The 26,426-nt window shown below is 46.7% G+C and carries 23 protein-coding genes; 8 read left to right on the forward strand and 15 right to left on the reverse strand.

Going from position 1 to position 26,426, the window contains the following annotated elements:
- Positions 1–1,131: 1,131 nt before the first annotated feature.
- The 6 genes from ACSTTG_RS21530 to vxrA form a co-directional block, all read right to left on the reverse strand.
- Positions 1,132–1,314 carry a hypothetical protein gene (locus ACSTTG_RS21530; RefSeq protein WP_438457498.1) on the reverse strand — a complete coding sequence of 61 codons (183 nt, stop codon included), beginning with the start codon at positions 1,312–1,314 and terminating at the stop codon, positions 1,132–1,134.
- 517 nt (positions 1,315–1,831) lie between these two features.
- Positions 1,832–1,984, reverse strand: coding sequence for a YoaH family protein (locus ACSTTG_RS21535; RefSeq protein ID WP_438457499.1), 153 nt, complete (start codon positions 1,982–1,984; stop codon positions 1,832–1,834).
- Positions 1,985–2,073: 89 nt separating this feature from the next.
- Positions 2,074–3,180, reverse strand: coding sequence for a conjugal transfer protein TraF (locus ACSTTG_RS21540; RefSeq protein WP_438476249.1), 1,107 nt, complete (start codon positions 3,178–3,180; stop codon positions 2,074–2,076).
- A 100-nt stretch (positions 3,181–3,280) separates the two neighbouring features.
- Positions 3,281–4,108: a DUF2861 family protein gene (locus ACSTTG_RS21545; protein WP_438457501.1), complete on the reverse strand. Its 828-nt coding sequence runs from the start codon at positions 4,106–4,108 to the stop codon at positions 3,281–3,283.
- A 74-nt stretch (positions 4,109–4,182) separates the two neighbouring features.
- A complete protein-coding gene (gene vxrB, locus ACSTTG_RS21550; protein WP_438457502.1) occupies positions 4,183–4,842 on the reverse strand; it encodes a response regulator transcription factor VxrB in 660 nt (219 codons plus the stop codon).
- The gene (gene vxrA, locus ACSTTG_RS21555; RefSeq protein WP_438457503.1) at positions 4,817–6,265 is read right to left on the reverse strand and encodes a sensor histidine kinase VxrA; all 1,449 of its coding nucleotides are present in this window, start codon (positions 6,263–6,265) and stop codon (positions 4,817–4,819) included. Before vxrA ends, vxrB begins: the two co-directional genes overlap by 26 nt.
- 324 nt (positions 6,266–6,589) lie before the next feature.
- Here vxrA and parM point away from each other — a divergent pair, with 324 nt between their 5' ends.
- A complete protein-coding gene (parM, locus tag ACSTTG_RS21560) occupies positions 6,590–7,615 on the forward strand; it encodes a plasmid segregation protein ParM domain-containing protein (RefSeq protein ID WP_438457504.1) in 1,026 nt (341 codons plus the stop codon).
- On the forward strand, positions 7,608–8,288 hold the full coding sequence (locus ACSTTG_RS21565) for a hypothetical protein (protein WP_438457505.1): 681 nt from the start codon (positions 7,608–7,610) through the stop codon (positions 8,286–8,288). The genes parM and ACSTTG_RS21565 overlap by 8 nt, the downstream gene beginning before the upstream one ends.
- A gap of 136 nt (positions 8,289–8,424) precedes the next feature.
- Here ACSTTG_RS21565 and pntB read toward each other — a convergent pair whose 3' ends face one another.
- The 3 genes from pntB to ACSTTG_RS21580 all read right to left on the reverse strand — a co-directional run bounded on the left by pntB (position 8,425) and on the right by ACSTTG_RS21580 (position 12,067).
- A complete protein-coding gene (pntB, locus tag ACSTTG_RS21570; protein ID WP_438476251.1) occupies positions 8,425–9,819 on the reverse strand; it encodes a Re/Si-specific NAD(P)(+) transhydrogenase subunit beta in 1,395 nt (464 codons plus the stop codon).
- A 12-nt stretch (positions 9,820–9,831) separates the two neighbouring features.
- Entirely contained in the window at positions 9,832–11,388 is a 1,557-nt protein-coding gene (locus ACSTTG_RS21575; protein WP_438476322.1) for a Re/Si-specific NAD(P)(+) transhydrogenase subunit alpha, read from the reverse strand.
- 394 nt (positions 11,389–11,782) lie between these two features.
- Complete coding sequence (locus tag ACSTTG_RS21580; RefSeq protein ID WP_438476253.1) at positions 11,783–12,067, reverse strand: HlyU family transcriptional regulator; 285 nt, start codon at positions 12,065–12,067, stop codon at positions 11,783–11,785.
- A gap of 294 nt (positions 12,068–12,361) precedes the next feature.
- Between ACSTTG_RS21580 and ACSTTG_RS21585 the strand changes: the two genes are divergently transcribed.
- Positions 12,362–13,597 carry a GGDEF domain-containing protein gene (locus tag ACSTTG_RS21585; protein WP_438476255.1) on the forward strand — a complete coding sequence of 412 codons (1,236 nt, stop codon included), beginning with the start codon at positions 12,362–12,364 and terminating at the stop codon, positions 13,595–13,597.
- A 58-nt stretch (positions 13,598–13,655) separates the two neighbouring features.
- Here ACSTTG_RS21585 and ACSTTG_RS21590 read toward each other — a convergent pair whose 3' ends face one another.
- The gene (locus tag ACSTTG_RS21590; RefSeq protein ID WP_438476256.1) at positions 13,656–14,630 is read right to left on the reverse strand and encodes a GGDEF domain-containing response regulator; all 975 of its coding nucleotides are present in this window, start codon (positions 14,628–14,630) and stop codon (positions 13,656–13,658) included.
- 210 nt (positions 14,631–14,840) lie between these two features.
- On the opposite strand from ACSTTG_RS21590, the gene ACSTTG_RS21595 reads away from it, so the two are divergent.
- A complete protein-coding gene (locus ACSTTG_RS21595; protein ID WP_438476258.1) occupies positions 14,841–15,284 on the forward strand; it encodes a DUF3069 domain-containing protein in 444 nt (147 codons plus the stop codon).
- A gap of 98 nt (positions 15,285–15,382) precedes the next feature.
- Here ACSTTG_RS21595 and modC read toward each other — a convergent pair whose 3' ends face one another.
- From modC to ACSTTG_RS21610, 3 genes are read right to left on the reverse strand one after another with little or no spacing between them, the layout of a single operon-like run.
- A complete protein-coding gene (gene modC / locus ACSTTG_RS21600; RefSeq protein WP_438476260.1) occupies positions 15,383–16,498 on the reverse strand; it encodes a molybdenum ABC transporter ATP-binding protein ModC in 1,116 nt (371 codons plus the stop codon).
- Positions 16,498–17,184, reverse strand: coding sequence for a molybdate ABC transporter permease subunit (gene modB, locus ACSTTG_RS21605; RefSeq protein ID WP_438457613.1), 687 nt, complete (start codon positions 17,182–17,184; stop codon positions 16,498–16,500). Before modB ends, modC begins: the two co-directional genes overlap by 1 nt.
- A 24-nt stretch (positions 17,185–17,208) precedes the next feature.
- A complete protein-coding gene (locus ACSTTG_RS21610; protein ID WP_438476262.1) occupies positions 17,209–18,681 on the reverse strand; it encodes a cobyric acid synthase in 1,473 nt (490 codons plus the stop codon).
- A gap of 195 nt (positions 18,682–18,876) precedes the next feature.
- Here ACSTTG_RS21610 and ACSTTG_RS21615 point away from each other — a divergent pair, with 195 nt between their 5' ends.
- The 3 genes from ACSTTG_RS21615 (at position 18,877) to glgC (ending at position 22,047) form a co-directional block, all read left to right on the forward strand.
- Positions 18,877–19,398, forward strand: a complete 522-nt coding sequence (locus ACSTTG_RS21615) for a hypothetical protein (RefSeq protein ID WP_438457513.1) — start codon at positions 18,877–18,879, stop codon at positions 19,396–19,398.
- A gap of 156 nt (positions 19,399–19,554) precedes the next feature.
- On the forward strand, positions 19,555–20,487 hold the full coding sequence (gene pfkB / locus ACSTTG_RS21620; RefSeq protein ID WP_438476263.1) for a 1-phosphofructokinase: 933 nt from the start codon (positions 19,555–19,557) through the stop codon (positions 20,485–20,487).
- A 345-nt stretch (positions 20,488–20,832) separates the two neighbouring features.
- Complete coding sequence (gene glgC, locus ACSTTG_RS21625) at positions 20,833–22,047, forward strand: glucose-1-phosphate adenylyltransferase (RefSeq protein WP_438476264.1); 1,215 nt, start codon at positions 20,833–20,835, stop codon at positions 22,045–22,047.
- A gap of 420 nt (positions 22,048–22,467) precedes the next feature.
- Here glgC and ACSTTG_RS21630 read toward each other — a convergent pair whose 3' ends face one another.
- Both ACSTTG_RS21630 and ACSTTG_RS21635 read right to left on the reverse strand, forming a co-directional pair.
- Complete coding sequence (locus tag ACSTTG_RS21630) at positions 22,468–23,334, reverse strand: hypothetical protein (protein ID WP_438476265.1); 867 nt, start codon at positions 23,332–23,334, stop codon at positions 22,468–22,470.
- A gap of 14 nt (positions 23,335–23,348) precedes the next feature.
- The gene (locus ACSTTG_RS21635; RefSeq protein WP_438476266.1) at positions 23,349–23,993 is read right to left on the reverse strand and encodes a hypothetical protein; all 645 of its coding nucleotides are present in this window, start codon (positions 23,991–23,993) and stop codon (positions 23,349–23,351) included.
- Positions 23,994–25,200: 1,207 nt separating this feature from the next.
- On the opposite strand from ACSTTG_RS21635, the gene ACSTTG_RS21640 reads away from it, so the two are divergent.
- Positions 25,201–26,349, forward strand: a complete 1,149-nt coding sequence (locus ACSTTG_RS21640) for an iron-containing alcohol dehydrogenase (RefSeq protein WP_438476268.1) — start codon at positions 25,201–25,203, stop codon at positions 26,347–26,349.
- The last annotated feature ends 77 nt before the right edge of the window (positions 26,350–26,426 follow it).

The following is a 26,426-nucleotide window of genomic DNA, read 5'->3' on the forward strand; positions in this document are numbered from 1 at the left end:
GACCCAGAATCATTTCAGTCATCCAACTCGAAGACCTAACTCTCCTACTCTGTTAAGACACCCTCAAAGGGACATTTCTACTTTGCTGAAGACAGGACATTTTTAACTGGGATTGACAAAATACTTAAGTTATTGTAATCATTAGATGTAACCAAGTCTGCAACGTCATTCCACATTGCGTGAGCTGTGCCGGATATTTGTCCAAGTAATCAATTTAATCAGTAATTTAGTTGAATGTAATCCATTACATTTGTATCATCTGCCTTGTAACGGTTTCAGACCTGTTACCTAGCCAACTGACGTTGTTATTGAACTAGGATTGTTCAAAAAAGCCAGGCACTCGTGTATGTGACTGGCTTTCTTTTACTTTCTTCTCTCATTTCTCTGCATGACTACACCCGGTAGTTTATCTTAATCAAGTCTTAAAACTCTGTCATATCCAGCGAGCCAAGTTTGTATTAAAGCTGCTGATACCACCTTGTACGTCTATGAGCCAAATGTGTTTGCACCTGTCAATGTCTTGTTTGGCAGCAAGATAAGTGAGTTCATTATCCGATTGAAAAGCAACCCTGCCAAATGAACCCTCTGGCAAGATTGCGTTAGACAGCTAGCAACGCTAACTTTTTTGAATCGTAGTTCTCGTCAAAGAGAGAAAATTGATTGAATTTGTTGTCTTCTAGTCGAGTTCGTCTTTTAAGTCCTTGGCTGGATCAATAAAAAACACAGACTGACAGTTTGCACACTGGCACTTTGTCTGTTTTCGATTTAATAAGTGACGCTCGAGTGTCGTTCTCTTTTTACGGTACACTAACGTTTCCCGTTGACACTTGTCACAGAAGTATTCGAATACCACCATTTTTGTTATTTCCCTATAACGGTTAACCCTAAGCCCTAGCAACATAAGCAATATAGGAAGTTATTAAGATAAAACAAATTTCGTGTGTGATACTGAGCCAAAAATTTAAGTCTTGTTTGTCGACAAATCTCATCTAATCGTGAGCTAGAATGGATAGCCAACCTACTGACTACGTATCGCGCCATTGATAGTAGGGTTAACTCCACTACCAGACTAGATGATTTGGGAAATGGGCTTCACAGATGATATGGGGAATGAGTTAGATAGAGTCTCGGTTACTTAGCCTCAACGACATAGCCATTAGTGTCACGCACAACATAATAGCTATCAGCACTGTTCGGCAACTCTATATGCTGTTGTTCGTCCTTTTGAAAAGCTATCGCCAGCGCTGAGCCAAGTAAGATGACATTGATGGCAAACAGAGTGCGACCGATACGCATTGAAAACGAGCTTTCCATTAAGGATCCTAAACAAATTTGAAGAATTAAAAATTTTTTAAATCATACAATATCACCATTGAGCAATCAATCACAGATAGCAAAAATACCTCACAATGTAGAGTTAGTAACCTAACGATAAACCCTGCTTTCGCTTTAAGTGCCCATCACCTGCGATATGTGATCACCGAGTAATGGCCTGTGTAAACGTGACGGCGTCACAATGCGCAGGCTAAATTTTGCTAAGTTAGATACTCGCCAAAGGTGACATTGTTGCGTATCAGTGAAATCAACCAGCGTGCACTTACCCGCTGTTACTGTGTGACTTCATCCTTGAAAATTAACTACTTTTTAAAAAAGCTGATAAATACTCCAGTGAATAACTCTTATATAACTAACTGATTTTTATCCACTATTTAACAAAAATGGTCTAATTATGGTCCTTTTAAAGTTATTTCATTGCGATAATTAACTCTATCAAATAAAAAGAGACCAGCGCAAAGCTGGCCTCTTTCCAACAGCTAGTTATCGATTGCCGCTATTGATTTTGAGCTTCAAACTCTTGTCGAATTTCATCTGCGACTATCTTAATCGCTTGAGCAGTACTGATACCCTGCTCCATCAATTTTTGGATTCTCTCGACGGCCTTTTGTTGCTCTTCGTGACTGAGCGGCGGTAACTGGTCAAACATGGTAGGTGACTCACAAGTTAAATCATTTGCTGGGCATTATAACGATTTAGCCGCAAAATAACACCCATCAAAAGTGACACGGTAACTCATTAATAAGAGCTTAAGAAGTTGATATAGACACCGACCGCGCGCTCATTGGTATAACTAAAGCCTAAGTCCATTTGAGTAATGTTCAGCGGTGAGATACCGAGGCCAGCAGTCAAGGTGCCCTGATCATCCTTCCTAGCAAGATTCTTGTAATAGCCCGCTCTAAATTTAAATTGGCGCATTAGATCGGCCTCTGCACCAACACGCAGCATTTGCGTATTGTCATTGACCTCCGTAAATTTTTTCGCTTCATTGAGATCATAGTCGGCACTTATCTGCCAAAAGTCGGCAATCAGCCCAGCACCGAGTGTGTATTGGGGGCGCATTTTATAGGTGTAGGCACCATCTTCGGTAACGAAGTCACGTGACACCATATTTCGCCCTGTCATACCAACCCGCAGTGGACCATGAAACCAAAGTGCGCCAATGTCATAGTTAAAGGTATTCTCTGCGCTGCCGTTTTGTTTAACATCACCCAATGAGAAATCATCCAGTTTACTGATATGGCTGTATGCATACACGCGTTGGATTTTAGGTGTGAAGCCAAAAGACCAATGATTGTGGAGGATGGTCATATACTTAGCTAACGACAGTCCGCCCTCTAAAACACCGATAGCGGCACCTCTTATTTCCGAGTCGTTATATGCCTGATCGGAATCGGCTTCATAATCACCCACGACCGCCTCGGCAAAGCTTTCGCTGTAAAGTTTTCCGTAGGCATTCATTGAGACATAACGATTAGGAATGGCAAAGGCTGCAGATAGACCAAGAGTGAGGCTAATAACATCGCCGTCTAACTCGCGTAGTGCATCTTCAATTTTGTCATCATTCTTGTCATCAACTGCGGACATGACATTATCAAGATCTTCGAGCATGTTATGCTGATCATTGTATGCGAGACCCACACTTGGCAACAGCATACCGACATTATCATTACGACGATAAATTGCGGTTAACGCCGGGTTATGGAAAGGAGCGGAGAGGAAGTCACCGGCCACTACCCCCACTCCACCCATGGCGTCACTCCTTGCATCAATCGCAAAATGGCCGGCATGAGCAAAGTTGGTAAGCACGAGTGTAAGGGGGATCAGTCTGCGGACTGGTTTCATAACGGCTGATTTCCATTGAATATTTAGCTTTATCGCTAATATCGGCAGGAAACCAGCAAACTTTAGAATTAGTTACGAGTGCAGCCTGGGTAGTGAAAAATCACTCGTCGTCTTCGAGGTCTTCTTCATCAATCGAGATATCATAGGTCTTAGTGATGATTTGCGACTGCTCGATAATGATAGGTCCCTGCCAGCGCTGGCTATCTAGGGCAATCGATAGTACGTAGCGGTCAGGCGGTATTTCCATTTGCTCCAACTGGGTTGGGTAATTGGCTTGATAGGTCTGGCCCCACACCTCTTGATATTGATCCTCTTGATAGTTGTAGATTCGCACCGAGAGTTTAGGCAACGGACAGAACTTATTCAGCAACTCGTTCTTTTCAATACTCCAACTGTCATTATTTGACCAACGAACGATCTGCTTGGCTTTGTACTCTTCAATGATCACCCAAGTTGAGTAGCTTTGGTTATCGCGCGTTTCAACATTGAGGTGGTACAGGCCCATCGGCAAACGACTGTTGAGGTTATAGGTTTTTCTGTACTCAATGTTGGTTGAACGTGACTGCGCTTGCGGCTCGCTGATCGGCTCAAACTCATTGTCTGTTGCGATGCTGGTATTGATCCAACGATCGAGTGAAACGTCCCTTAACTCTTGCGTCGCCGTTACGTCGACGAAAACACGGTAGGACTCCTGTCCCGGGCTTTGAATACTGGTACGCTTGATGGAAACGTTGCGTAACCAGTTGGGTAACGGGTCATTTTGCAGTGCTTTACCGCAGTCGGCATCGAACGACTGAACAAGTAAGTCGTTGATGTGCTCGCGCATTGATGGCGATTGGTCTCTCTGCAACACCTCGACCATCACCGAATACATCTCAGAGAACGAGCCCTTGAGTAAGTGCTGATGAGCCTGGGTTAACGGAGTCACATCGTCAAACCAAGTATTTGAGGCCAAAGATGAAGAAGATAGGAGACAAGCCCCTATCATAAGTGTCTGTCGGATCATGCTTTTAGTTTGTAGCCCACACCACGCAATGTTTCAATTTCAAGGCCTGGCAACTTTTGACGTAGCTGCAAAACATGTGTATCTACGGTTCGTGTTGTCGGGAAATGATTGTAACCCCAAACATGGTCAAGCAACTCATCACGAGTGAACACGCGACCGATATTGCTGGCCAAAAACAACAACAAATCAAACTCCGTTCGGGTTAGCGTGATTTGTTCGTCTTTATAGATAACTTCACGTGTATTCTTATTGATGTTTAAAAACTCAGTGCTAACCACACTGTCATCCTGCTCGGATGCTTCCGGGCTGCGCAATTGAGCTCGGATACGAGCAAACAACTCAGCTTCTGCAAAGGGTTTGGTCAGGTAATCATCGGCACCGGCGTCAAGGCCAGTGACCTTATCTTTTACGGTCACCAGAGCAGTCAAAGCAATCACAGGGACGTTTTTGATTTGCTTCCATTCTGGTAGTTTTGAGATCGAGTCACCATCAGGCAGTTGACGGTCTAAAATAACCAGATCCGCCTGCTCCCATAAAGGCGCTACATCCGCAATAGTTTCCGAGTGAAGGCAGTTGTAGCCCGCCTGCTCTAAACTTACTAGCAGTCCGTCAGCTAAGTTTCTATCATCTTCAACGAGAAGCAGTGTCTGTTTCACAAGGTATCTCCAGTATAAATGTCGTCGGTGGACCGACGAGTTTCATATTTCCGCCCATTTTAGCGACCATCGACTCGACAATTGTCAGCCCCAAGCCAAGACCTGCTTGACTAACAAAGGGTTTTCTCAGGTTATTCCAATCTTTTTGACCTAACTGACCTTGGTCAATCACTTTGATCAACAAACCAGAGTCGGTCACTTCAATGTTGAGTGTAACAGGAGCGACGCCATACTTTAGTGCGTTACGTATCAAGTTGTCGATACAGGTGCCCAACCAGTATACGTTAAGTTTAGCAGCGACATCACGGTTAAGATTAAACTCAATAGATTGGCTAAACTCTTCTTCCAGTTTATAGGTCAGCCACTCTTCGATTGACGGCACCCACTCAGTAGCAAGCGGTTGGTAGTCCGATTGCAAATAATCTTTACTCGCCTCAGCTAACTGACGCAGTCGTCGCGAGTCCTCACACAGTCGACGAAACTCGTCATAAACGGATTCTGGTAGATTCTCAAACTCGCGGCGAAAACCCTCAACCGTGAGCGAAAGGCTCGCGATTGGCGTGCGCAGCTCATGGGTCAAGATTTGCAATACTAGCATGCGACTCTTAAGCTCTTTGCGCTTACTATCCCAACGGTAATAGAGCCAACCACATACCAACATGATGTTAGCGATCCCAAGGCCAATCATCACCCCTTGCAAGATTTCGCTGTGATCCTGCACCGACCAACAAATATTCCCCCGTTGCACCAAGCACTCGCCGCGCTTATTGGTCACGGAATAGATCAATCCCACCTGCTCGGCATGGGCCTTCCACACACTCGGCTCATAGACGTAATAGATATCGCCTTTTTTGAGCCACAACTCGTCCTCTTCAAGCATCATAGAGTCACCGCGAAGTAAGGCCTGGACGACGTTCGGCGTCATCTCTTGCATGCGGCCCAACAAAGTGTTCGGGTCAGCAATTGGACGCTCTTTGATATGCATAAAGCGTTCTAGTTGAGAGTATCGCTCTGGATAGACTTGGGTGTATCGGTAAGCATAACTACCACCACCTGGGTGGATCATATTACTGCGAGCGAACCAGCGTTCGCTCAATTGATTGCCTTTACACAGGGCACGAACAAACACCAAAGGCTCTGTAACCAAAGGGCTAACGGGCAGTTGTCCAGTACAAGACTCAGAAAGCTGGTAGAGCTTTTGAATATCCTTTAGTGGATAAGAAGAGGTCTGTGGCTGCATATAGCTTGGATCAATCAAGCGATTAGGAAACTCGCTTTGAATGATGCGGATGTCGTAGTTCGCTAATGCTTGCTCGACATTGAACATGGTGCCGAACTGATCCAGACGCTCGGGCAAAGTGTTTGCGCGAGCGGCGAAAGAGCAAATGGTGACGAGTATAATGAGTAAAGTTCGACTAAGCACGGGCACAAATTAACAGTTACGATGGCCTAACTATATAGTCTTTAAACCTATTAATACACTCTCCGATGTGAGGAGTGTGTCAATTTAGCTGCACACAACGTTCCAACTAAAGGTCATTCCAAGCAAATCACACCTCAACATCATCAACACTCAATTAACCAACCATTTACAGGTAATTATTAAAATTACTTAAATGTTCCTGGTGTTTTTTTTCAGATTTCAAACTTGTGCCCAAATTTTGAAGGTGACTTTGATTTTATTGGTCAGTTGGTTTTGAATCCTGATAAATCAACCGTTTATTTAATATATTTTTTAAGGCTTTCCATGACTACGTCTACCTTTAAAATCGCTGTCGATGACGGCTCTACCAACGTTAAAGTTGCTTGGCTTGAACAGGGTGAAATCAAAACCATTGTTTCTCCAAACTCATTTCGTAAAAATTGGAAGAGTGCGGCACTGAGAAAAGACAAGAAGATCTTCAACTACAGCATAGGTGATACCAAGTACACTTATGACGCGACTTCAGACAAGGCGTTGGAAACCACCCATGTCGACTATCAATATGATGATTTAAATTTGCTAGCGGTCCATCATGCGCTGCTACAAACTGGTCTATCCCCTCGCCCAGTAACCCTTGTCGTTACCCTACCAATCACGGAATACTACAATCCTGAAGATTGTCAAAAAAATGAGTTCAATATCGAGCGCAAGCGTAAACACCTGATGCGTGAGATTTCTCTCAATAAAGGTGAGACATTTAAGGTTGTCGACGTTGAAGTCATGCCAGAGAGTTTACCTGCGGTGCTATCAACCCTGGTTAATTCGAACTGTAATGAGTTTACCCGCTCACTGGTGATCGATATTGGTGGTACAACACTTGATATGGGTGTGGTTGTCGGTGAATTTGATGATGTATCAGCGATTTATGGCAACAACGAGATCGGTGTTTCCATGGTCACTGACGTGACGCGTAAAGCACTGGCATTTGCAGACAGTGATTCCAGCTATCTGGTGGCTAACGAATTGATCAAGCGTCGTAACGATCATCAATTCTTCTGCGACGTGGTCAATGATGAGACTAAGATCGCAACGATCAAAGAGAAGATCGAGAGCAAGATCGAGGAGCTCGGCGCTCAAGTAGCCAATGAGGCGAAGAAGTTCGCTAAAAACCCAAATCGAGTCTACATCGTTGGCGGCGGTGCCCCATTGATTTACCCGGCGATTAAGGCAGCATACGAGACCCTTGGTGAGCGCGTGGTATTAGTAGAACAGGCTCAGGCCGCTTTGGCAGAGGAACTTTGTCTCTATCACGCAGATGAAGCCGAGACAGCGGAAGTAGTCAATGGATAACCGTTTTAAAAAGATCAGCTATTCGATCTACCTTGACCCGACGCAAAATCAATCCGATTTTTATGCGTACAAATTGATGCAGCAATGGTCAAAACAGCAAAAGCAATTTGCTGAAGACCCAAATGCCGCAGTCCAGCTGCACAATCAGATCCATGTCCACAAGGACATCTACCTCAGTGGTTTGTTTCTCTATCAGTTAAAGCCGGAGTTAGCCAAAGCCATGGCGTCGGCATTAACCCAAGAGACCATTACCGAGCAAACCTTGGTGGCGATGCTTAGTGCGCACAATGTGCTGTCACAACCAAAGCCTGAGCAGCAACCGGTCACTGAACTATCTATTGATGCTTCTGCTCAGCTGGCACAATTGACTGAACTGACAGAGAAGCTTGCTTCTGTTGAGCCTCAAGCAACGACAACACTCGATGTCGACACACTTGCTGAGCAAATCACCAAGCAGCAACAACCAACAGTTGAGAAGTTAAACGCGCAAGTGGCGACGCTAGAAAGTTTGGTTGATAAACAGCAAAAACTGATCGAGCAACTGCTACAAGCCCAACGCAATGTGCATACGCAAGAGTCATCGGCAGACACAAGTAAAGTGGTCGATATCGGCGAAGGCGTCAGCGACCGCCTAAATAAAGTACAAAAAGTTAAAAAGAAAGGTATCTTTTAGGCCAAATCGCGCACTGTTCCCCTCGCTCCTCGGAACGAAGTGAAACCCGCGCCTCGAACCTGAAAAAGGCCTCGCACCTAAAAAGAAAGCCCACCAAAGTTTGGTGGGCTTTATCATGTATAAGTGCAAAGGAAAGTTATGACGCTAGAGCTTTAGCGATAGAGTCAACAGACTCCTTAGCATCACCGAACAGCATTGATGTGTTTTCTTTAAAGAACAATGGGTTCTGAACACCGGCATAGCCTGTATTCATTGAGCGCTTGAATACAACCACGTTTTGCGCATTCCACACTTCAAGTACTGGCATACCTGCAATCGGGCTGTTTGGATCTTCTTGTGCCGCCGGGTTAACCGTATCGTTGGCACCGATAACCAAAACCGTATCCGTGTCAGACAAGTCGTCATTGATCTCGTCCATCTCTAGCACGATGTCGTAAGGCACCTTGGCTTCAGCCAGCAGTACGTTCATGTGCCCAGGCAAACGACCAGCAACAGGGTGAATACCAAAGCGAACGTTCACGCCTTGCGCGCGCAGTTTTTCGGTGATCTCGTGAACTGGGTACTGGGCTTGAGCAACGGCCATACCGTATCCAGGAGTAATGATGACAGACTTCGAGTTCTTCAGCATCTCAGCCACTTCTTCGGCAGAAGTTTCGGTGTGCTCACCTTGTTCGACATCGCCTGATACCGCCACTTCTTGACCAAAGCCGCCAGCGATAACGCTGATAAACGAGCGGTTCATCGCCTTACACATGATGTAAGACAGGATGGCACCTGAAGAGCCGACCAGTGCACCGGTAACGATCAGTAGATCGTTCGATAGCATAAAGCCTGCCGCTGCCGCTGCCCAGCCTGAGTAAGAGTTCAGCATTGAGACCACTACTGGCATATCCGCACCACCAATCGAGGCAACCAAGTGGTAACCAAAGGCGAACGCGATTAGGGTCATAACAATCAACGCCAACATACTGCCGTCAACATTAACGAAGTAAATCATCAGTGCTGTTGAGACCAAAACGGCTGCTAGGTTCATCTTGTGCTTGTGAGGTAGGTTCAATGGTGAGGAAGAAATTACACCACGCAGCTTACCAAAGGCAACGACTGAACCGGTAAAGGTCACCGCACCAATGAACACACCCAAGAACACTTCCACCATGTGGATCACGTGCTCAGTATGCTCGTATGGGCCTGGCTCATAAACCGGTGGTTCTAAGAAGCTGTTAAAACCAACCAGCACTGCCGCCATACCAACAAAGGAGTGAAGGATCGCAACCAGCTCAGGCATTTCTGTCATTTCGACCTTGCGAGCATAGAAGATACCAATGCTTGCACCAATCACCATCGCAACGATGATCCAACCAAAGCCTTGCGCTTCTGGGCCGAAGATGGTGGCAATCAATGCGATCGCCATACCGACGATGCCGTAGTAGTTACCTGAGCGAGCCGATTCTTGCTTCGACAATCCCGCTAGACTCAGAATGAAAAATAGTGCGGCAACAATGTATGCCGCTTGTACTAGTCCTGCAGACATGGTTATCCCCTATTATTGATCTTTACGGAACATCTCAAGCATTCGCTTGGTGACGGTGAATCCGCCAAATATGTTGATACTGGCTATCAGTACCGCGACAAAGGCCAGGCCAGTGACAACCCCACTGCCTTGACCGACTTGAAGCAGCGCTCCGACAATGATGATCCCGGAGATTGCATTGGTCACTGACATCAGTGGGGTGTGCAGGGCGTGAGTCACGTTCCATACCACGTAATAACCCACCACACAGGCAAGGACAAATACCGTAAAGTGCGCAAGAAAGGCAGGAGGAGCAACAGAAGCAATCCAACCAAATGCCGCCAATCCGGCGCCCAGCGCGACAAACTTTTTCAGAGGTGAGGCGGGTTTCTCTTCCTTCTGCGCAACTGGCGCTACGGGCTCTGCTTTAACTTCAGGCTGAGCGGAGACTTGGATTGGAGGCGCAGGCCAAGTGACTTCACCTTCTTTGATCACGGTCACGCCGCGCTGAACAACATCCTCAAAGTCGATATGGATGTTGCCGTCTTTCTCTTTGCACAGTAGCTTAAGAAGGTTGACCAAGTTAGTGGCATAAAGCTGTGAAGACTGTGTTGGCAGGCGTCCCACCATATCGGTGTAACCGATGATTTTTACACCGTTATCTGTGGTGATCACTTGATCAGCAACTGTATATTCACAGTTACCGCCGTTAGCCGCAGCAAGATCAACAATCACGCTACCCGCCTTCATGCTATCAACCATCTCTTTGGTCACTAACTTAGGCGCTGGGCGACCTGGAATAAGCGCGGTGGTGATGATGATATCGACATCTTTGGCTTGCTCTGCATAAAGCTCTGCGGCTTTGCGATTAAAGTCATCAGACATCTCTTTAGCGTAGCCATCGCCTGAGCCCGAGTTCTCCTCAAAATCTAATTGAAGGAACTCAGCACCCATCGATTCAACTTGCTCGGCCACTTCTGGGCGCACGTCAAAGGCACGCACAATCGCACCGAGGCTGCCTGCTGCGCCGATGGCCGCAAGACCGGCAACACCTGCACCAGCGACAAATACTTTTGCCGGTGGCACTTTACCAGCCGCCGTAATTTGACCAGTAAAGAAGCGTCCAAATTCATGAGCAGCCTCAACGACTGCACGATAACCAGCGATATTGGCCATTGAAGAGAGTGCATCTAAAGCCTGAGCGCGCGAGATACGCGGCACAGAGTCCATTGCCATTACGTTGATGTTCTTGGTTGACAGCTTGTCCATTAGCACTGGGTTTTGCGCTGGCCAAATAAAGCTAATTAATGTTGCGCCATCTTTTAATAGCTCAAACTCATCAATATTTCGTGAGTCATCAACGATTGGGGCGTTGACTTTCAAAATGATTTCAGAGTCCCAAACCTCATTGGTCGAGACAACCGTTGCGCCAGACGCTTCGAATGCAGAGTCATCGAAACTGGCCAAAGCACCCGCTTGCGATTCTACTTTTACTTCAAAGCCCAGTTTAATCAACTGCTCCACCGATTTCGGTGAGGCAGCGACTCGCGATTCCCCTGCGAGTACTTCTCTAGGTACACCTATCTGCATCATGAGTAACATAATCCTTTTTATTTATTTGTGTAGCTAAATCCTTAACTTAGCTATTCGATGTTACATGATTATTTACAGAGCACCACAAACTTTTTAACAGGTCGGCTCACATTACTCGCATAAAATTCGCACAGGAGAGTGGTTGAGTTAACAAATTGAAAACAAACTTGTGGAATCAGAAGCGAGAGTCGAGATTCGAGATTCGAGGAGGGATTGACGCGCGTGATATATTACTCGCTACTCGGAACGAAGTGTAACTCGCCCCCGCCCCTTGTATGGGGTTAGTCACAACCTGGCGTGGACAGACAAGAGTAGAATCGAGTCGAGAAAACACCACGATCGCCTCGCCTCTCGCAGCAAAGCGATCTCGCCTCTCGACTCTGTTTGGCGTTTAGCCAAACATATTATCGCCCATCTGGTCGATAAACATTTGCGCCTTGTTAAGCATCAGCTCATTCGCATCATCTTTATTGGACACGACGTCTGAGCGAATAAAGCGGTGCTGCTTCAGCTCGCCGTCGATCTCTTTGGTAATACGCCCTGCGATACGAAACTGGCCACCCTCAGCAATCGGCTCTTGATAAATGTTGTAGCCTTTATACTCTACTGGCTCCACCTCTTGTGTAGACGTTTTTTCCTTGGATTTACCACCGAATAATCGAGAAAAGAATCCCACAATAATGCTCCTAATTCATTTGCTTATGTTGCTCGCTTGATGGGGCAAACCCATCGAGCGATTATGCTAATCAGCATAGCTTGAAACCCTATTAACGAATAGCCTTGATACTAGGGATTGTGGTGTTAAACCTACTGGTTGCGCATTTTTTGCTCCACTTCTTTCACCCAGCAAGCGTGACACTGTCACTGCTGGTTGTACGGTAAATTTGGTGAAAAACTTGGCATCAGTGAGAATTGTAATAAGCTATAAGTTACTCTATCCACAAAACTAATCAGGTAGATAGCGCAAAACATGTTCACGAATTGGTTCAGAGTACTGTTTCCGATGGCTCTGTTGGGGTTGGTGTTTGGTTTTTACCCGCAAATGCTACCACTGATCGAAGCCAATCTGGCGGTTACGACCAACCTCCCTTACGTGTTGCTCTCAATCGCCATGGTAGTCAGTTACGCCTTCAAGCAAAGTCGTAGTGCCATGGTGAGCGCTGCAGCGCTTATGACCTACTGGGTCATACAGCAGCGACTGCAAGTCCCCCTGTCTTACGGCAACACGACCTTGGAATTATCCCTCTTGTGCGTACTGCTTCCGCTGTGCCTGTTTGCGTGTCTATTGTTCTCTGACTCGGGGCGGTTTGTCAGGTCATTTCTTACCTACTTGGTGATTCTTATTAGCTGCGGGTTACTTTTCTACCTGGTGGTCACCTCAGTGCCTTTGGAAGCCACTCAAGACCTGCAATTTAGCTGGTTGATGAACCTAGACTCTTTTTCTCGCCTACCGTTTGTGTTGGTCATCTATATGGTGGGTATGACGGGGCTTGCATTGGTCATGCTGGTGCGTCATAACCGCAACATCGACGCGATGATCTACACCGTCATGCTGCTCTGCTGTGCGACGTTTGCGCTCTTCCACCTTGCCTATATTTCAAGTTCACTATTCACTCTGGTAGGCATCTTACTGCTGTTCTTTATTGGCTGTTCGAGCTATCAACTTGCCTTCAATGATGGCTTGACCGGGATCCCGGGGCGTCATACATTGGACTTAGATATTCTTCAATTGGGCTCGCATTTCACCATCGCTATGGTAGACATCGATCATTTCAAAATGTTTAACGATCAGTATGGCCATGATACTGGAGATGATGTTCTTAAGTTAGTCGCCAAACAAATCGCCAAGACAAAAGGCAATCCTAGATTTTATCGATACGGAGGTGAGGAGTTCACGATTCTATACCATCGTCGTCGGGCGAACCAAGCCATACACTTCCTAGAACAGCTCAGACAGGATATTGCCAACTACCCAATGTCTTTGCGTGATACCAGCCTCAGGCCAGAGAGTGATACGGAGGGCTCACGCTTTCGCAGCCAGAAAGAATCTAACGCCGAGACTGTGCATGTCACCGTGAGCATTGGGGTGGCTGACTCGACCTTGTCCCTTGATCCTATTGACGTATTGAAAGCTGCTGATAGTGCCCTTTATGCGGCAAAACGTGGAGGAAGAAACCGTATTATTAATGCATCAGCACAACGCTAGCTAGCAGTTAATAGCCAACACCAAGCTAATTGTTAACTAATCAAGTGGTAAGTCGGCGCTAAACGACTGGCATTTGTCGAAGTGATTCAATTACATAACGAGCACGGCCGCGTTTCTTGGCCTGATAGAGCAACTTATCTGCGCAGCGATAAAGCGTATCAATCGACTCATCACCACTTGGCACAATTGACACGCCACCTTGTGACACGGTCACATAATCACCAACTGAGCTGTTCTGGTTCGGAATAAATTGTTCAACAATGGCCTCGTGAATACGTCGGCAGGCCTGCTCTAGCTTGCTTTCATCGGTATTGGCTAGCAAGACTACAAATTCTTCTCCCCCATAACGTCCTACATACTCCTCGGTTCGAGTAAATAAGCCGTTTATGGTATCTGAGATCTTAATTAAACATTTATCCCCTTCAATGTGCCCGTAGTTATCATTAAACAACTTGAAATGATCGACATCGAACAGAATCAGAGAGAAGGGAATATTATGCCGGCCATGAAAAGAGATGACTTTTTGCAGCTGCTCATCCATAAAGCGGCGATTGAATAGCTTGGTTAACCCATCTTCGTTCACTTGTTTCAACAACCGATAGTTAACCCGTTCTAATTCCAGCGATGTAGCCTGTAGCTCCCGACGCATATTTGCAATTCGCTGCATTGCCTTAAGCTTAGCGCTCAACACCTCGCGGTCGACAGGCTTGATCAGATAGTCGTCCCCACCGGCATGAATCGCCTTCGAAATAAAATGTGGCTCCTCATGGCTGCTGAGGAAAATGATGGGCAGCCAGTCTTGATCTTGTTGCCTTATTCTTTGCGCGACCTCAAAGCCATCCATTTCAGGCATGGTGATATCCAGCAGAATCAACTCTGGGTCAAAGTGGCTAAACACCTCCAACGCTTCGCGCCCACTTGCCACTGCCTCAACCACATGCCCTTGTTGCTTTAAGCGGATAGCCAGTTGCATTCTATCGAGCTGTACATCATCGACTAACAGTATTCGCATTGAAGCGCTGGTTTCAAACATACAAATCACTCGCCATTATTTGGTGTTGTGGTTGGTTAGTTACCAATCGGTTGGTTACAAATTGGGTAGTTTGTCAATTTTTTAACCGATTCTTTTCAGGAGTATATGAAACAATTATTCGATATCCAATTTAATCACAGCCAATTTGTTGACTTTTGCCTATGAACACATACGATCACAGCTGATTTAAACCGATACAGAAATATGACTATGTCTGATACTCAAGCAAACGAACAAGCAACACCAACCGTCGATCTAGCGACGATTTCAGCGGAACTTCGTCAAGTGATTGAATTTGATCAAGTTCCTGAGTCGATGCACCATATGGTGGTTTCAATCCACGAAGTGTCAGAAGAAGCCGTGCGCGAGTCATGGAATGAGCTACCAGCCAGTGCGCAAAACATTGTTGATAACTTTGAGCAGTTTCATGCTTTGGTTTCAGTGAGCCAAGCGTTTGCCGGTGTCAACCTAATGGAAGAGTTCCCAACGCTTAACCTGCCAAAAGACATGACGGAAGAGCAGCAAGAGGCTTACCGCGCTGAGCTATTGAATGAAGTGCTATTTAAGTGCGTGAAAGACATGTGTAAGCAAGTGAAAAAAGCCCGTCGCGATCCACTGCTTAAAAAAGACTTTAAAGACGTTTTTGCACGTTAATCCCATCACACACAATGCCGATCATGGCGGCCAACGAACTGGCGGCCAACGAACTGGCACCAAGCGTTCTGTCGGCAAGTGCTGGGTAAACACCTAGATCAATGGGGTGAATAGGTTAAAGAGATATCTCTTTGACTGATACTCACCCCTTTTATTTGTGCAAACACCACCATCTCCGGCGCCAGTTTAAGCTCATCGAGCGCCCACTGAGTAATACTGGCACTTAAGGTTCGGTTCGGTCCAATGGCTAACTCAACAACCACACTTTGTCTTTCAGGTGCCTGCTGACGCTGCTCAATCGCCACAATTTTGGTGGGCAGGACGTTACGAATTGAGGTTCCAGTCGGCCTTGTCAGCATGATTGACACATCTCCAGCTCGTATTTGTACACGCACAGTCGAACCAATCGCCGCTGCGTAATATTGAGTCCACAGCTCAACTCCATCGGCTAATGCCACTTTACTCAGTCCGTATTGCTGACTGTGTTCGACGACCTTGGCTTCAAATAGCGAACTTTGCTCAGTAAAAGATTGCCACGGCCTCATCGCGTGAGACTGCCACACTTGGGTCAGCTCTCCACACTCTATGACCTTGCCTTCGTCAAGCATGATAATATTCTGCGCCAGACGGGCTATCTCAGCAAGACTATGGGTGACATACAGAATAGGGATATTAATTTGCTCGGCCAGCTGTTCGAGGTAAGGCATAACCTCACGCTTGCGCGGCAAATCGAGTGAGGCAAGTGGCTCATCCATCAACAGCAAGCGCGGCTTGGCCAGTAAGGCACGACCGATAGCAACACGCTGCCGTTCACCACCGGAGAGTTGACTGGGGTAGCGAGTAAGCAAATGCCCGATATCAAGCAACTGACACACCTCACTAAGGGCCTCAGCCGAACGCGATTTCATGCCATAACACAAATTGCCTTTAACGGTGTAATGCGGGAACAAGCGTGAGTCTTGAAATACATAGCCGACTTGGCGTTGATAAGTGGGTAGATTGTGCTGCGCTTGGCTGTCAAATAGAACCTGGCCATCGATGGCGATATAACCACTATCTGGGGTTAATACCCCCGCGAGCATATTGATCAGGGAGGTTTTCCCCGCTCCGGAGCGACCAAAGATGGCGGTGATTCCTTTTGGTGCTATCTCAAGGTCAACCTTCAACTCTAGTTGACCAAGACGCTTATTTGCCTTGACGATAAAACTGCTCATCACTTACCTCCAAGTCGCTTGGTCGCACTGCGTTGCAGCCACTCAGAGAGAAGCAAAGAGAGCAAGGCTAATGCAACCGAAATCGCGCACAAGCGCGCTGCTTCAAGCTCAGCACCTGGTGTTTCGATAAAGCTATACATCGCGAGCGGGAGGGTTTGTGTCTCACCGGGAATATTCGAGACAAAGCTGATCGTCGCACCAAACTCACCAAGACTGCGCGCAAACGCGAGCATTGAACCGGTAATGATACCCGGCAGCATCAGTGGCAGTGTGATGGTTATAAACACCTTAAATGGCGATGCGCCAAGCGTCGCTGCCGCCATTTCCACCTTAGTATCGATGGCATCAAGGCTCAGTCGAATTGAGCGCACCATCAAAGGGAGCGCAACCACGATACAAGCAAGCACCGCCCCTTTCCAATCAAAACTGAACACTAGGCCAAAGTGCTGATCAAGCCAGCGACCGATAAAGCCTTGCCTACCCATCGAGATCAACAGCAGATAACCAACCACAACAGGAGGAAGCACCAACGGCAGATGGACCAGACTATCGACCAGCGGCTTGGCGAAAAACTGCTTGCGACTAAGTAACCACGCCAGAGCAATACCGAGGGGGATCAACCAGACTAAGGCGTAAAGGGCAACTTTAATGCTCAACACTAACGCTTGCTGTTCATACTCATTCAACAAACATGCTTCCTTTTCAGTTGATTAGAAATCAGTCCATAGTGGGGATAAGTCTATATGCTGTTCAATAGCATCGGCAATCTGATTAATCGCGTTTTCCTGGATTTGCTCATGGTTTAGTGGCGCTAATTGAATACCTGTAGCCCAACCAATCAGAGCCTCGGCAATTTGCGGTTGATCAAAGATACCATGCAAGTAAGTACCAAAAACTTGATTATCGACGCTCAATGCGCCGTCTCGGCGACCATCGGCGAGTTGAATTGGTGCATGCTCGCCACCCGTGGTAATACCAACGTGGATCTCATAGCCTGACACGTCAAGCGTTCGACCATCAACAACCATTTGTCCACTGACATTGGTCAGAGTCTTCTCAGCTTGCAGTTCAGTGTGAACATCAAGCAAGTTTAACGCTTGACTAATTCCTGGCTCACCCTCAATGCCCAACCGGTCAGAGATCGATTGACCGAGCATTTGATAGCCACCACAGATACCGATGACTTTGCCACCGTAACGCAGGTGGCGGCGGATCTGCTCATCCCAGCCTTGCTGCTGCAAAAAGGCTAAGTCAGAACGCACTGATTTACTGCCCGGCAAGATGATTAGGTCGGCGCCTTCAAGACTGCCCCCTTTGGCAATATAGTGAAAATCGATCTCTGGATGCAGTCGCAGCGGATCAAAATCGGTATGGTTACTGATCCTAGGTAGAACAGGCACCACAACCTTAATTCGGCGTGATACCTCGCTAGTCGGCTGCTCTACCAGCGCATCCTCGGCTTCCAGATTGAATCCATGCAAGTACGGCAGCACACCAAGCACAGGCTTGCCCGTTTTTTGCTCGAGCCAATCTAATCCTGGTTGCAACAGCGCAAGGTCGCCGCGAAAACGATTGATGACAAACCCCTTTACCCTGGCTTGCTCAGAGGGTGATAGTAAGGCTAATGTGCCGTAAAGATGAGCAAATACGCCACCGCGATCGATATCGGCAACGATAATCACCGGTACATCGGCCTCTTCAGCAAAGCCCATATTGGCGATATCATTGGCACGCAGATTGATTTCAGCAGGACTCCCCGCCCCCTCGATCACCACACATTGATAATGCTCGGTTAAGTACTGAAAAGACTCCAGCACCTTAGGTAAAGCAAACGATTTATAGTCACTAAAACCAATGGCCTGCATGTTTCCGACCGCTTTGCCCTGCACGATCACTTGGGCGCCTGTGTCGCTGCATGGCTTAAGCAATATTGGGTTCATATGCACATTTGGCGCTACTTTGGCGGCGCGAGCCTGAACCGCTTGAGCACGACCAATCTCCCCTCCATCCGGTGTCACGGCACTGTTGAGGGCCATATTTTGTGGCTTAAAGGGGGCAACATGGACACCACGGCGCTGGAGCACCCGGCAAATTCCTGCCACGAGGACACTTTTTCCCGCATCTGACGTTGTTCCCTGGATCATAAGTGGGGCTAATTGGTGATTTAACGAACTTGTCGGCATTGCGAGGCTTCCCATACGGCGGTAAAAAGTGGTGAAATAGTTATCAACACGCTGATTTTATGAAGATTATAACCCACTTCTAACACATGGTGGGTTTCTATTATTATGCAGTGGCGTATAATTTGCATCTAGTTAAACGAGCAGAAAATCGACCAGAGTTCGCCAACACATTGTTTAAAGGAGTGATTTCTCACTATGTTACGTTTTAAGCCAAAAGCCGTATTGATGGCTGCCAGTTTGCTTACCGTTGCCACAAGCGCATCAGCCAATAACTTTAGTTATGATTACATCGAGATGCGCAGTGGTTTAAGCCCGCTGACTATGGGCGTTGAGGGTAGCAAACAGATCATAGAGAATCTGCATATGGTGGGTCGCATCGACTCTAGGCTAGAAAACGACTGGGACGCTGCGGCAGGTCTTGGCTTCAATGGCCCACTAAATCAATTTGCTGATATATATGGTCAAATGTTGATCCACAACATTCGTGAAGTCGACAGAAGCTCAACAGATTTCAAGCCAGAGCTCAATGTCGGGATTCGAGTTTGGATGAGCAATCAGCTCGAAGCGACGGGCCGTATTGGTGTCTTAAAAGACAAAGCGATTTTCAACGGCGGCATTAAATTCCACTCAACGGAGACTTTGGTTTTAGCCGCAGAGATCCGCAGTAACGGCACTTACGGCGTTCAACCAACACTTGGGGTTCGCTTTCACTTCTAAACCCACCCCATCATCTCATTGCTTGCGATCGGTTCGCTCTCGGACCGATGCGCATTGTCCGAATCTATTCTTGTAGCAACATAGAGAATTGGCTCAGCTGCCAGTTTGTGGCTATAGATATAGAGGCTAACTTGCAATCAAGCTTGGAGAGTTATTATGACCCGTAAAGTCGTCACTGTTACTTTAAACCCCGCACTCGATCTAACTGGCTCGCTGGAAAACATTATCTTAGGTAAGGTGAGTCTGGTTGACCGGGGTCATCTCCACGCTGCCGGCAAGGGGGTTAACGTCGCCAAGGTACTGAGCGACCTCGGTGCTGACGTGACCGTGACCGGATTTTTGGGGGCTGATAACCAAGCCGCTTTTGTCGAAACCTTTGCAGCGATGCGCGCTCACGATGAGTTCGTTCGCGTCCCTGGCTCAACTCGAATCAATGTCAAACTGGTCGAAACTCATGGTCGGGTCAGTGACATTAATTTTCCCGGAATAGAAATCGATTCCGCAGCGATTCAAGCCCTCACCAACAAACTGACTGCGCTGTGTCCCGATAACGACTATTTTGTCTTCTCTGGTAGCCTTCCTCCCGGTGTTGCTCCTGAGCAGTTGGCGGACTGGATCTCGTATTTAACCGGTCAAGGCAAAAAAGTGGTGCTCGATTCGAGTCAAGCAGCCCTTGAGCATGGGATCAAAGCCAAGCCATGGATGATCAAACCCAACCAAGATGAACTCGCCGAGCTGGTGCAGCGGCCATTAACCAGTCGCGATGAACTGCAGAGCGCGGCGCAGCAGCTAGCCAACTTAGGTATCAAGCATGTGGTGGTTTCTATGGGCGCGACAGGTGCCATGTGGCTATCCCATGGTCAATGGCGCACTGCTACCCCGCCAAGTATGGAGCTAGTCAGCACGGTTGGTGCTGGCGATAGCTTTGTGGCCGGATTTTGCTGGGCTGCCATGCAATCGTTCGAGGCAGGCAAGCAATTAAGCTTTGCAACAGCGATATCTGCACTCGCGGTCAATCAAATCGGTGTTGGAGTGAGCGATATAAACCAGGTTATTGGCCTGAAAAAACAGGTCATCATGCAGGGTTAACTAATCCGGTGTTTTGGGCTTCAGTTCTTAGCCTTACAATACCTAAGCCAAACACTACGCCACCATTTTGCACCAAACTGAACGCCGGCATAGTGGTTGCACCAAAATAATGCCATCTTTGCTTACCTCGCTACTGGTTTTCATGCCCTGCTTCTCAGGATCAGTCTCCAAATGCGTAAACTTGGGGCAAAAATTTGCTTGTGACCCAAAATGTGACTAAACGTAACATTATGGCTTGATTCTTGTAACCCTACCAATTAACCAATAATTATGCGTTGAGACACAAAGTTTGCACCTTTAGTGTGCAATCGAACCACGCTCCCCCTAGTAACAAAGGATTGAACTATGGAAGACACGATAGCCATCGTACTCGCAGGAGGCATGGGCTCGCGCCTGAGCCCTTTGACCGATGATCGCTCAAAACCTGCGGTGCCCTTCGGTGGTAAATACCGGATTATCGACTTTACCCTCACCAACTGCTTGCATTCAGGTGTAAGAAAAATCTTAGTCTTGACCCAATACAAATCGCACTCTCTGCACAAACACCTACGCGATGGTTGGTCCATCTTCAACCCAGAGTTGGGCGAGTTCATCACTGTGGTTCCGCCACAGATGCGTAAAGGCGGTCGCTGGTATGAAGGAACAGCGGACGCGATCTATCACAACCTGTGGCTACTTGAGCGCAGTGAGTCAAAATATGTCGTGGTACTCTCTGGTGACCACATCTACCGCATGGACTACGCTGCGATGCTAGAAGAACACATCGCCAACCAGGCCGAACTGACGATCGCCTGTATTCCGGTACCCAAAACAGAAGCGCAGTCATTTGGCGTCATGACGACCGATGATACCGGTAAAATCACTCAATTTGACGAGAAACCCTCCAACCCGGCGAGTATGCCTGACGATCCTGAGATGAGTTTGGCCTCGATGGGGATCTACATCTTTAGCATCGATACCCTGCTTAACACGCTCAATGAAGACGCGGCAAACGAACAGTCTAGTCATGACTTTGGCAACGATATTATTCCCAAACTAATTGGCAATGATACGGTGTATGCTTATAACTTTTGTAACGACAAGGGGCGCGTGGCAAAAGACTGCTATTGGCGCGATGTGGGCACCATTGACTCCCTATACCAAGCCAACATGGATTTGCTTGAGCCAGTACCACCGATGAATGTCTATCAATCCGACTGGGCGGTAAGAACCTACGAGCGACAGCTCCCTCCTGCTCGCACTGTATCGTCAGCCACCGGTAATGAGGGGATTTTTATCAACTCCATTATCGCTTCCGGCGTGGTTAACTCTGGTGGCTCAGTGCATCACTCGGTTATCTCTTCGAGCGTCTATATCGAAGACGGCGCCACCATCACCGGCAGTATACTGTTTGATCATGTTGAAGTTGGTGAAGGCTGTCAGCTAAAAAACTGCATTATCGATAAGCGAGTCAAAATTCCGCCTCATACAACGATTGGGTTTGATCTAGCCGAAGATCGCAAACGCTTCAAAGTCTCAGAGCGCGGGATTGTTGTGGTACCAGAAGACTATCAATTCTAGTTGTTGTTCTTGCTATAATCAAAACTAGGCATCCACCCTGAGGTAGGCTGGTGGTTTAGGGGAATCTGAGACGCTCAGATTTCCCTTTTAGTGATATAGCCAGCGTTCTGTTGTGCAAACTGAGAATTGGACATTTCTGAGTTACGGAGTGGCTACTGAAAACACTGAATGTTTGGAAATAGTACAGAATTACCCTCTTTAGCTACTGCAGCTTTATCTTTACTACTTTCTCTTCAAATAGTTATTCCCAGAACCGGGCTCTGCTGACATGCGGAAGTAATTTTTGAGTCGCCTATTATTTAGTCATGCGAAAGAGAAAGACAACAAAAATAAAATACTCAATCGATGATAGTGCGACTGAGTATTTTATTTCTATCATAAGGGTTCAAGAGAAAAGCCGACTCAAAACCAACTATTCATCTAAAAAGTCGTACTATCGACAACTTTCAAGCCAGAGGTACTTGTCCAATGGGCCTCGAATTGACGAGGCTTTTCAGTGTTGTATTCTCCAACCCATTCCAAAATACCAATGTTAATTCTGTAGGAAAGATCTACACTTCCAGGCGCTTTCGGTTCATTTTCAAACAGTGAGAATTCTGTCGCTGGAATGGTGGCACAGTGTAGCTGCTGCTTGTTTTCCACCAATTCACAGCCCCAGTCAGAGTTAGCCGATTGCCACTGCCAATCGTCAATTGAGCTATTCAAGTCAATGGTAAGCGAAAGATCGTCTAAAGCATACGCATAGTATGGCGAGATAGTGCCATCAACATTAATAATTCGATCATCAGGATAATCTCGTGAAGTCACCAACCATTCTACCGGGCTATCATCAGTATCGTTTGGATTGGTAAATGCTAGCGATTCCTCTAGGTTAGAATAACCGTCGCCATCTTGATCAAATTCTGGCGAATCGATAGCAAAGAAGTCCTCAAAACCTTGCCAAATCCCATTCTCATTTCGGTCTACGATATCTGTTAAATTTGCGTTCAATAGCATCCATGAAGGAAAAAGAGCTTCAAATAAAATGGAGTCATCACTATTTTCTTTAATTGTGACTTCGGTTGCGAGTACAAAGTCTCTTGCATTAGTGCCAAAGCCTATATCGTGAGGCTCTCGAATGAGTTTTGATAAGCCCCGTACAGATAGAGTATTGTCAAGAGCACTAAACCTTAGTTCACCATCAGCAAGCAGAGCAGTATCATATTCTCTCAGCTGTTTAACATCCTGATAATAAAAAGCCAGCTCATCGGTATCTAACTCAACTGTTCCCTTATCGGCCAAATACACTTTGCCTGTTTGTCTTACAGACCACGTTGCCCCCAAACAGCAGGCCACTGCCCCACTTCACCATAAGTCTGCATACCCTCGATAAGAACAGCTTCATCAGGATGATTGGTATTAATACTGATATTTGTAGTGGTGAGTCCAAGGCGTTCCTTTTCTGTACCGTCAAACTGAACAAAACTCCCATCTGGATAAGTTGTTTTAAAGCTGTAGAATGAAACTAAAGTCTCAAGGAAGGATAGCGTTTGTTCGTCGTAATCGGTCATATCGACTCGAAAAGAGCCATTCAGAACATCTCCATCGATTGATATCTGGCAGTGGTTAAACTCTGTAACCAAGTAACCTGATTTTTGAGATTTATTTACATAAAGCTTTTCATAGCCAGAGCCAGAGATGCAAGGGAGTTCACTTTTCTCAACACTTCGCTGTGAGTAAATTATCCGATTTTGTCGACTAAGCAACATATTATCGGTCGAATCAGTAAATATGACATAAGGCAATAACCTTCGTATGTCATTTTCACTGATGCGTTCAGCAGGTTCAACTTTCCCTTCATATAATGGCAATGCTTTATCAGGACTGCTCCCTTCGCTTTCACCACTACCACATCCTTGCAGTGCAGACAAAGAGAAAAGCAATGCTAATATTTTCGATTTCATCATCAGACTCCATTCAAGTGAAATACACAAACAGTGTTAAATTTATATAGTGCACTACTTTCTTGTCTAAACAAATAGTAATTAATAGCAAAATAAAAACTTATTAATATTGAGATCGTGATTCGTACTGATTTTGTCGGAGGATAGCTTTCTTGAGATAATTATCCATCTAGTAGATTCAGTAATGAATATTGTCGACATTCTAGAATGAGGTAATGTAAGGTCATACTGTTGTAGCTAAAGAATAATAGGGCAAAGACGTGTTTCCCAAGAACAGTGCCAGCATGCCCTTGTTGTAGGTAGTGTCGGCATATCTTTAAAATCAATAGCATTGGTTTAAAGTCTGCTCAACAAATTGGATAAAGTTGTCTTTTGCTATACACTCCAACTTCTCATTCCAAATTAGAGCTACATCTCACGAGCTGTTTTCCCCTGATAGTTCCCAAAAAGTGATATGCTTTACACTTCCCGGAACAACAGTGAACCCCAAGTTTGCAGTTACCAGTGCCTACAGTGTTTGAATATCACCAACTACTTGAGCAACAGCCAGCTTTATCCCTAACTCCTCCAATAGCATATTCATTTATTGGCTTAGACCCATGCCTCATTCAGGGTTTAGCTGTAAAATAACATAAGCAGTCTAATGAATATGGCAATTGGGTTTTGTCTATGATTTGGCTTCGACGCGCGGCTAACACTAAGTGATCGGTCTCGAGCTTTCCCCCCTCAACGGACTATTAGCAGGGAATCGACAGAAACTAAGCTGAAGCTCCCGCGAAAGCAACGCTTCCTACTGTCTACGAGATGGTAAACCGTTGAGCGTAATATGGATCTGTGGGTACTTATTTTAAATTTAGCTATGTAATCTGGCGCTAGATGGTAAGACGATATACCAAAACCCATATTGAGAGGTCCTGCTATTCCTCTAGCGATCCGTTACGTCAATGAATTGAATCCTTATCAGACGAGATTTTCCAAGCAAAAATAGATGGAGTTGAGTTTCGGCATTTTATGGTTGGACCACTGCTATCAGACCATCGCTCTGAGAGAGCCTTTCCAATTAAGCTGTGCTCGGTGTAAAAATGTCTGTGCTAGGGATTGATCTTTGCCGATTTCATTCACATATTGAATTTGTCACTGGCAAACGGCGAATCAGGGTTTGGTGCTTCTCCTGCACTGATATCACGCCGACAGATAAGGGAAACGACCAATGAAATTCAGTTATGCAAACCCAACCCAAATCCACTTTGGACAAGGCCAAATTGAGGCCATCGCGCAAGCGATTCCGGCAGACAACAAAGTCCTTGTGATCTACGGTGGCGGCTCAATCAAGCGCAATGGCGTCTACGACCAACTCACTCAAGCGCTTGCCCAGCATCAGTGGAGCGAGTTTTCAGGCGTTGAGCCTAATCCGACCAAAGAGACGATGGACAAAGCGGTGGCACAGGTCAAAGCTGAGCAGATCGACTTTATCCTCGCGGTTGGCGGTGGCTCGGTGATCGATGGCTCCAAGTATGTCGCTGCAGCGTCTCTCTATGACGGTGATGGCTGGGATATCCTAACCGGTCAGCATGTTGTCGACCAAGCGCTGCCACTTGGCGCAGTGTTAACCTTGCCAGCAACCGGCTCGGAGTCGAACATGGGCGCGGTGATCACCAAGGCCGAAACCCAAGATAAACTGGCGTTTCTCAGCCCATTTGTACAGCCTAAGTTTGCCGTGCTAGACCCAGATACGATGAAAACGCTGCCAGAAAGACAGCTGATCAACGGCGTGGTTGATGCGTGGGTACACGTGTGTGAGCAATACCTGACCACCACGACTGACGCTTGGGTCCAAGAAGGCTACGCCGAGACCTTGCTGCGTAACCTAAAACGCCTTGGCGAGAGCTACGATGCGCGTGATAGCGACGAATGGCGCGCTAACTTGATGTGGACAGCTAACCAGGCACTCAATGGCCTAATTGGCAGTGGCGTACCTCAAGACTGGGCAACCCATATGATTGGTCATGAGTTTACCGCTTTATGGGGCGTCGATCATGCCCGCTCGCTGGCCATCGTTCAGCCTTCGCTGCTGCGCAACCAGCTCGATGTTAAGCGCGCTAAATTAGAGCAGATGGGCGCAAATGTGTTTGGTCTTGAGCCAGGCGATGACCTAGCCGAGCGCACCATTGATTCGATCGAGCTGTTCTACCATCACCTTAATGTCGCGACTGTTTTTGACGAGCACGGTAGCTCAAAGCAGGCAGCAGTCGACAAAGTCGTCGAGCAATTGGATGCCCATGGCATGCACACACTCGGTGAGAATCAGAGTATAACTTTAGAACAAAGTCGCCAGATCCTTGAGCAAGCTATCGCCTAATCGATGAAATACTCAACAAAACATCAACGCACCCCTCGGGGTGCGTTTTTTCGTTTACAAATCTCCAACACGAATTG

Origin of the sequence: Vibrio glycogenivorans (assembly GCF_051660965.1) — a bacterium.
In the GTDB taxonomy this organism is placed as follows: Bacteria; Pseudomonadota; Gammaproteobacteria; order Enterobacterales; family Vibrionaceae; genus Vibrio.

Bases quoted from the DNA above. Each gene is read 5' to 3' on its own strand.
- ACSTTG_RS21530 (WP_438457498.1), bottom strand. From the start codon at position 1,314: ATGGAAAGCTCGTTTTCAATGCGTATCGGTCGCACTCTGTTTGCCATC.
- ACSTTG_RS21640 (WP_438476268.1), top strand. From the start codon at position 25,201: ATGAAATTCAGTTATGCAAACCCAACCCAAATCCACTTTGGACAAGGC.
- ACSTTG_RS21585 (WP_438476255.1), top strand. From the start codon at position 12,362: ATGTTCACGAATTGGTTCAGAGTACTGTTTCCGATGGCTCTGTTGGGG.
- modC (WP_438476260.1), bottom strand. From the start codon at position 16,498: ATGAGCAGTTTTATCGTCAAGGCAAATAAGCGTCTTGGTCAACTAGAG.
- ACSTTG_RS21575 (WP_438476322.1), bottom strand. From the start codon at position 11,388: ATGCAGATAGGTGTACCTAGAGAAGTACTCGCAGGGGAATCGCGAGTC.
- ACSTTG_RS21535 (WP_438457499.1), bottom strand. From the start codon at position 1,984: ATGTTTGACCAGTTACCGCCGCTCAGTCACGAAGAGCAACAAAAGGCC.
- ACSTTG_RS21590 (WP_438476256.1), bottom strand. From the start codon at position 14,630: ATGTTTGAAACCAGCGCTTCAATGCGAATACTGTTAGTCGATGATGTA.
- ACSTTG_RS21610 (WP_438476262.1), bottom strand. From the start codon at position 18,681: ATGCCGACAAGTTCGTTAAATCACCAATTAGCCCCACTTATGATCCAG.
- glgC (WP_438476264.1), top strand. From the start codon at position 20,833: ATGGAAGACACGATAGCCATCGTACTCGCAGGAGGCATGGGCTCGCGC.
- pntB (WP_438476251.1), bottom strand. From the start codon at position 9,819: ATGTCTGCAGGACTAGTACAAGCGGCATACATTGTTGCCGCACTATTT.
- pfkB (WP_438476263.1), top strand. From the start codon at position 19,555: ATGACCCGTAAAGTCGTCACTGTTACTTTAAACCCCGCACTCGATCTA.
- ACSTTG_RS21540 (WP_438476249.1), bottom strand. From the start codon at position 3,180: ATGAAACCAGTCCGCAGACTGATCCCCCTTACACTCGTGCTTACCAAC.
- parM (WP_438457504.1), top strand. From the start codon at position 6,590: ATGACTACGTCTACCTTTAAAATCGCTGTCGATGACGGCTCTACCAAC.
- ACSTTG_RS21565 (WP_438457505.1), top strand. From the start codon at position 7,608: ATGGATAACCGTTTTAAAAAGATCAGCTATTCGATCTACCTTGACCCG.
- ACSTTG_RS21635 (WP_438476266.1), bottom strand. From the start codon at position 23,993: ATGATGAAATCGAAAATATTAGCATTGCTTTTCTCTTTGTCTGCACTG.
- ACSTTG_RS21595 (WP_438476258.1), top strand. From the start codon at position 14,841: ATGTCTGATACTCAAGCAAACGAACAAGCAACACCAACCGTCGATCTA.
- ACSTTG_RS21615 (WP_438457513.1), top strand. From the start codon at position 18,877: ATGTTACGTTTTAAGCCAAAAGCCGTATTGATGGCTGCCAGTTTGCTT.